The organism is Streptomyces sp. NPDC003011 (assembly GCF_053591515.1).
Genome location: NZ_JBSFTY010000169.1, coordinates 1 through 5,609, shown reverse-complemented (window position 1 = coordinate 5,609; position 5,609 = coordinate 1). Strand labels below are relative to the sequence as shown.

Annotated in this window: 5 protein-coding genes and 1 pseudogene; 5 read left to right on the top strand and 1 reads right to left on the bottom strand. The window is 68.4% G+C overall.

Annotated elements, in window-relative coordinates:
* Positions 1 to 323 precede the first annotated feature (323 nt).
* The 5 genes from ACWD0J_RS40890 (at position 324) to ACWD0J_RS40870 (ending at position 5,256) form a co-directional block, all read left to right on the top strand.
* Entirely contained in the window at positions 324 to 983 is a 660-nt protein-coding gene (locus ACWD0J_RS40890; RefSeq protein ID WP_451500940.1) for a sortase domain-containing protein, read from the top strand.
* A gap of 188 nt (positions 984 to 1,171) precedes the next feature.
* Positions 1,172 to 1,756, top strand: coding sequence for an ECF RNA polymerase sigma factor SigK (gene sigK / locus ACWD0J_RS40885; protein WP_451500939.1), 585 nt, complete (start codon positions 1,172 to 1,174; stop codon positions 1,754 to 1,756).
* Entirely contained in the window at positions 1,753 to 2,505 is a 753-nt protein-coding gene (locus tag ACWD0J_RS40880) for an anti-sigma factor (RefSeq protein ID WP_451500938.1), read from the top strand. Before sigK ends, ACWD0J_RS40880 begins: the two co-directional genes overlap by 4 nt.
* A 393-nt stretch (positions 2,506 to 2,898) precedes the next feature.
* Positions 2,899 to 4,527 carry a sulfite oxidase gene (locus tag ACWD0J_RS40875; RefSeq protein ID WP_451500937.1) on the top strand — a complete coding sequence of 543 codons (1,629 nt, stop codon included), beginning with the start codon at positions 2,899 to 2,901 and terminating at the stop codon, positions 4,525 to 4,527.
* Positions 4,528 to 4,596: 69 nt separating this feature from the next.
* Entirely contained in the window at positions 4,597 to 5,256 is a 660-nt protein-coding gene (locus tag ACWD0J_RS40870) for a fasciclin domain-containing protein (protein ID WP_451500936.1), read from the top strand.
* Positions 5,257 to 5,405: 149 nt separating this feature from the next.
* Here the strand turns inward: ACWD0J_RS40870 and ACWD0J_RS40865 are convergent.
* Positions 5,406 to 5,609 (bottom strand): annotated as a pseudogene (locus tag ACWD0J_RS40865) (hypothetical protein); the annotation flags it as partial.

Here is a 5,609-nt window from a genome sequence, read left to right as displayed (position 1 = left end):
CTACCTCGCCGGCCTTCATCTACGGGCCTCAATGATCTGGATCAGAGATCTCACCCGGACCACCCCCGTGATCACGACTCGATACGCGCCCTAGTGCTGATGGGCGGCCTTGGGGCCGGCGCCTACATGCTGCGCCGCCGCAGCATGCGTGGCAACGCCTGACCTCATGGACTGACGTGTCACAGTGTGCGGCTGCGGCTGTTTTCTCGGGGAAAGCACCGCAGCCGCCCGCTGCCGGGGACGGACCTGCTGTGTGGTCCGACTTCGCTGACTGAGGTGCGCTACGCCGTGAAGTCTTCTCCACCGGTCGTCTCGGGACCCTCGTGGCGGGCCCGTATGCCGCGCCACCTCCTCCCGATCGGGCTCACGCCGCTTGCCCTGGCCATGGTCGCGCTCAGCTGGACCGGCCCGGCAAGCACGCCTCCTCCGGCCGCCCCAGCGCATCTGGCGAGCCAACGCGCGACGCCCGCGCCGAAGGTCGAGACCCGGGGTACGGCGGCGGGCCCGTCGTTGCCCCGGTCGGCGCCCACGCGGCTGCTCATCCCCAGCATCGATGTGGATGCGCCCTTCACCGATCTGGCCATCGGCCCCTCCGGGCGACTGGACTCACCACCGCCCGACGAGACGAACCTGGTCGGCTGGTTCGCAGCCGGCCCCTCCCCGGGAGAGCGCGGCACTGCCACCGTCGCCGGCCACCTCGACACCACGACCGCGCCCGCAGTCTTCGCCTCCTCAGCGCCCTGTCCCCGGGCAGCGGCGTCAACATCGTCCGTAAAGACGGTTCCACCGCGTCATTCGCCGTCGACGCCCTCGACAACTTCCCACAGGACAAGTTCCCCGACGACCTCGTCTACGTCGACACCCCCGACGCCCAGCTGCGCCTGATCACCTGCGGCGGCAGCTACGACCACAGCAAGAAGCGGTACACCGAGAACACTGTGGTCTTCGCCCACCTCACGACCCCTGCCACCAAGAAGGAGTGATCGCGGTCAGGCAGGTGGTAGGGGCGGGCTGCGTCGTGAACCGGACATCGTGTGACTCCGCCGAAGCCCTGACCGGCTTCCTGCCCCGGCGGCCGGTCGCGGCTGCGGTTTCGACCTTGGGCAGGGACCAATCCATCGTTCCCCGGGGATCGGATTACGCCTGAGATGTCTGACCTCGGAGGGTCTTTGTGGAAGAAGTCGTGCGAATCGGTGCAGACCGATCGGCGGAGCCGGATCTGCAAGAGCTGGTGAGCCGGGTCGCCGTCGGCGACGAAAAGGCCTTCGCCAAGGTCTACGACGCCGTGGCCGGGCCCGTCCTCGGGGTCGTCCGTGCGGTCCTGCGCGACCAGGCACAGTCGGAGGAAGTCGCCCAGGAAGTGCTGGTGGAGATGTGGCGCACGGCGCCCCGCTACCGCCCGGACCGGGGCACGGCAATGAACTGGATCCTGACCCTGGCACACCGCCGGGCGGTCGACCGGGTGCGTTCCGCCGAGGCCGCGGCCGCCCGCGATCACAAGGCGGCGCTGCTGGACCGCACACCTGAGTACGACGAGGTGATGGAGCAGGTCGAGGCACGACTGGAACGGGAGCAGGTACGGCGCTGCCTGCGCACGCTGACGGAACTCCAACGCCAGGCCGTCACGCTCGCCTACTACAAAGGCCTGACCTACCGCGAGGTGGCGCAGGCGCTGACGCTGCCGCTGGGCACCGTGAAAACCCGACTGCGCGACGGACTCATCCGGCTGCGCGACTGCCTGGGGGTGAGCGCATGACCAGCGCCGATCTGCACTGCATGACGGGTGCCTATGCCCTGCACGCGCTGCCAGAGGACGAGCGCCAAGCCTTCGAACGCCACCTCGCGCACTGCGAGCCGTGCGCGCAGGAGACCGCGGAACTGGCCGCCACCGCCGCCCGCCTCGGACTCGCCGTGTCCGCAGCCCCCCGCCCGGTGCTGCGGGAACAGGTGCTGCGCCGCATCACCACGGTGCGGCAGGTGGCACCCAGAGCTCCGGTTCCCGGCCGCCCTGGCGGCGCTGTCCGGCGGGCACGTCTGGTGTCGCGGTGGGCGCTGGCCGCCTGCCTCGTGGCGGCTGCCGGGCTTGGAGGCGCGACGGTGTGGCAGCACGAACGCGCCGACGAGGCCCAGCAACAGGCCCAACGCGCCGAACGGGACACCGGCGAAATCGCCGCGGTGCTCACGGCACCGGATGCCAGGTCCCGCACCGCGCGCCTGGCCGGTGGCGCCACCGGCACCGTCGTCGTCTCCGACAGCCGGGACAAGGCCGTCTTCCTCACCTCCGGGATGGACCGCCCACCGGGCGGGAAGGTCTACCAGCTCTGGTTCGACGACGGCGGCACCATGCGCTCCGCCGGCCTGATGGACCCAGACCGCACCGACCAGGCCGTCCTGATGAACGGAGCCGTCGACGAAGCGGCCGGCATGGGCATCACCATGGAACCGGAAGGCGGTTCGAAGCAGCCCACCTCAGATCCGATCGCCCTGATGGCTTTCCCTGTCTGAGGAACCGGGAGCCCCGCTACACCAGGCGGGGCTCCTGCTGTGACCTGGCTGCGCCCCTGGCCGACAGGGAGAAGACGACACTGCCTGGGCTTCATGCGTCACGGCCGGGACTGATGGAGAACAGCCTTGACCCGAAGAACTGCTCACTGCAGCAGGCCGGTTGCCGCGCGCGGTCCTGCAGTTCACGGGCCCCCAGGCCGGGCGGGCGCACCCGGCGCCGGTGTCGGGTGCGGGGCCGTTCCTAGTCCGGCATGTACTGGCCGGCCTGTACGGGCAGCGTTGCGCAACTGGCGTATATCCGTTGCCCCGGAGCCTGCGGATTGGTCACAAAAAGAGTTTCCCTCAATCGGGTGAGCGACCAATCCGCCGTCTCTTCGGGGCCGGATTCCCCACGTGACGGACGACGAGAAGAAACCACAGCGGAAGCACCGCACCTGGGTGCGCATCGGACTCGGCGCGCTCAGCGGCGCGCTGACCGGTTTCACCGCGCTGGCTGTCGCTGAGCTGGTGTCGGTATGGGTGCGTCCGCAGGCCGGCCCAGTCGTCGCCGTCGGCAGCGCGGCGATCGATCGCACACCCGCTCCTGTGAAGGACTGGGCAATCCGCAATTTCGGCACCAACGACAAATTGGTGCTGCAGCTTGGAATTCTTGCCGTACTGGCCGTGTGCGCGCTCGTTGTGGGGGTTGTGGCTCTGCGGTATCGGCGCTGCGGCGCGGGCGGGGTGCTGTTGTTCGGCGTGGTCGGTGCGGCGGCGGCTCTCAGCCGGCCTGATTCTGCCGGCCTGACCGACGCGCTGCCGTCCGTGGCGGGGGCCGTTCTCGCAGCAGTTCTTCTGTACGCCCTCATCGGTCGGCTGGAGCTCCGCGAGCCCGGCCCGCAGCAGTGGGACCGAGCTGATGCCGCACAGGGCGACGCCTCTGCGGGTTCGAACTGGGATCGCCGTGGCTTCGTGATCGCGGCGAGTGCCGCTGCCGTCGCATCGGCCGGGGCAGGCGCAGCGGGGCGTGCCCTGAACGGTTCGGGCAGCCGGGACGCGCTCGCCTCACGCAAGAACGTCACCCTGCCACGCCCGGCTTCTCCTGCCGCTCCGGTTCCCAGGGGCGCGCAGCTGAGGCTCCCCGGCGTCAGCGCCTTCATGACGTCGAACCAGGACTTCTACCGGGTGGACACCGCACTCATCGTCCCGAAGGTCGATGCGACCACCTGGAGCCTGCGCATCCACGGCAAGGGAGTCTCGCGCCCGCTCACCCTCACCTTCGAGGACCTGCTGCGGCGTGAGCTGATCGAACGGGACATCACGCTCACCTGCGTGTCCAACGAGGTCGGCGGCCCATACGTCGGCAACGCCCGCTGGATCGGCGTACGCCTGGCCGATGTACTGGCCGAGTGCGGAGTGAGGCCTCCGTCGAAGGGCGGACCGGCCGACCAACTGGTGGCGCGCTCCGTGGACGGCATGACCCTCGGTACCCCGGTCGAAGACGTCATGGACGGCCGCGACGCCCTCCTCGCCATCGGGATGAACGGCGAACCCCTGCCCTTCACACACGGGTTCCCGGTCCGCATGGTGGTGCCGGGCCTGTACGGCTACGTCTCCGCCTGCAAGTGGATCACCGACATCGAACTGACCACGTTCGACGCCTACGACACCTACTGGATCAAACGCAAGTGGGCCCGCAAAGCCCCGATCAAGACCCAGTCCCGGATCGACACTCCCAAGCCCTTCGCCCGCCCCAAGGTTGGCACCGTGATGGTCGCCGGAGTCGCCTGGGCCCAGCACCGCGGCATCGACAAAGTCGAGATCCGCATCGACGACGGCCCCTGGCAGCAGGCCCGGCTCGCGGCCGAGGACTCACGCGACACCTGGCGCCAGTGGTCCTATCCCTGGCAGGCCACCAAAGGCGGGCACACCCTGACCGTGCGTGCCACCGACCGTACCGGTGCGGTTCAGACCGACAAGCGCACCCGTACCGTCCCCGACGGTGCCAGCGGCTGGCACTCCGTAGTGGTCACCGTCGATTGACTTTCACGTCACCACAAGCCACTTCCCATGAATGCAGCTCTTGCTGCACCCATCAAAGGAGAAGCATCAATGAACACGCGTATTCGTCGCATCGCCATGACCGTGACCGCTGCCGCCCTACTGCCCCTGGCTCTGAGCGCATGTTCCGACAACAGCAGCGACTCCGCCGCATCCGACTCCTCCACCGCGGCGTCGGCCCCGGACACCACGGCCGACGACAGCATGCAGGACTCCGACAACGCCGATGCCGCGGACAAGCCGTTCGGCCCCGCATGCGCCTCGGTGCCCAACGACGGGGCCGGTTCGTTCGACGGCATGGCCAAGGACCCGGTCGCCACCGCCGCGTCCAACAACCCCGCCCTGTCCACGCTGGTGACCGCGGTGAAGAAGGCGGGCCTGGTCGACACCCTCAACAACGCCGAGAACATCACGGTGTTCGCGCCGACCAACGACGCCTTCGCCAAAATCCCGAAGGCCGACCTCGACAAGGTCCTCAATGACAAGGCACAGCTGACGAAGATCCTCACCTACCACGTGGTCGGCCAGAAGCTGGCACCGGCGGACCTGGACAACGGCTCCTTCGCCACCCTGGAGAAGTCCAAGCTGACCACTTCCGGCTCAGACCAGTCCTACACGGTCAACGACTCCGCCAAGGTGGTCTGCGGCGACGTCAAGACCGCCAACGCCAACGTCTACATCATCGACACCGTCCTGATGCCCGCCAGCTGACACGCAGCCGGGACCACGGGCCAGAGCACGGCATTCGGTCTTGGCAACCGGCCTTTGTGACGGGGCAATAGGGGTGGTCGGGGGGGGTGCCTCTATGTCCTTCGTCAAGGCACCCCTGTCGGGTTTGGGGTGATTCGGTCTTGCTGGGGTCATGCGGCGAGCTCGACGTCCGTGGGCGTGCGGGATTCGTAGAAGGTGCCGTCTCGGAGCATGGCGAACAGGACGCTGATGCGGTGGCGGGCGAGGCGGAGGAGGGCCTGGGTGTTTGTGTCCTGAACGCGAAAGGGATCTGTTTGTAGGGCAGCTCCCAGAAGCGATGCTGTGCGAGAGATGAAGGTATGGCCCTTCGAAGT

Coding starts and splice junctions, on each gene's coding strand:
- ACWD0J_RS40880 (WP_451500938.1), top strand. CDS start 1,753: ATGACCAGCGCCGATCTGCACTGCATGACGGGTGCCTATGCCCTGCAC.
- ACWD0J_RS40870 (WP_451500936.1), top strand. CDS start 4,597: ATGAACACGCGTATTCGTCGCATCGCCATGACCGTGACCGCTGCCGCC.